Raw genomic sequence first — 574 nt, forward strand, 5'->3', positions numbered from 1 at the left:
GATGTAATTGTTGATGTTTCTGGTTATTGGGAGTTAAATTATACTACTAATCGTACTGGCACTGGTTTAGAGGTTATTGTTAGTTTTGCTGGTGATGGTAATTATGATGTTTTTAGTAATTCTACTACTTTCGCAGTGAATAAGAATAGTACTAATTCAACTATTGTTGTTAATCTTAATCCTGCTCATATTGGTGAGAATGTTACTGTTAGTGGTGTTTTAGCTAATCATACTGGTATTGGTTTTGTTAATGTTACTGTTGATGGTAATCTCTTTGCTGATGTAATTGTTGATGTTTCTGGTTATTGGGAGTTAAATTATACTACTAATCGTACTGGCACTGGTTTAGAGGTTATTGTTAGTTTTGCTGGTGATGGTAATTATGATGTTTTTAGTAATTCTACTATTTTCATAGTAAATAAGAATAGTACTAATTCAAGTATTATTGTTAATCCTAATCCTTCTCATATTGGTGAGAATGTTACTGTTAGTGGTCAGTTAGCTAATTATACTGGTATTGGTTTTGTTAATGTTACTGTTGATGGTAATCTCTTTGCTGATGTAATTGTTGATG

General features: G+C 31.0%; 1 protein-coding gene. It reads left to right on the forward strand.

Going from position 1 to position 574, the window contains the following annotated elements:
- Window positions 1–574: hypothetical protein (locus MBCUT_RS11205; RefSeq protein WP_169805370.1), on the forward strand; the 574-nt coding region annotated here is incomplete at both ends.

Origin of the sequence: Methanobrevibacter cuticularis (genome assembly GCF_001639285.1) — an archaeon.
GTDB lineage: Archaea > Methanobacteriota > Methanobacteria > Methanobacteriales > Methanobacteriaceae > Methanobaculum > Methanobaculum cuticulare.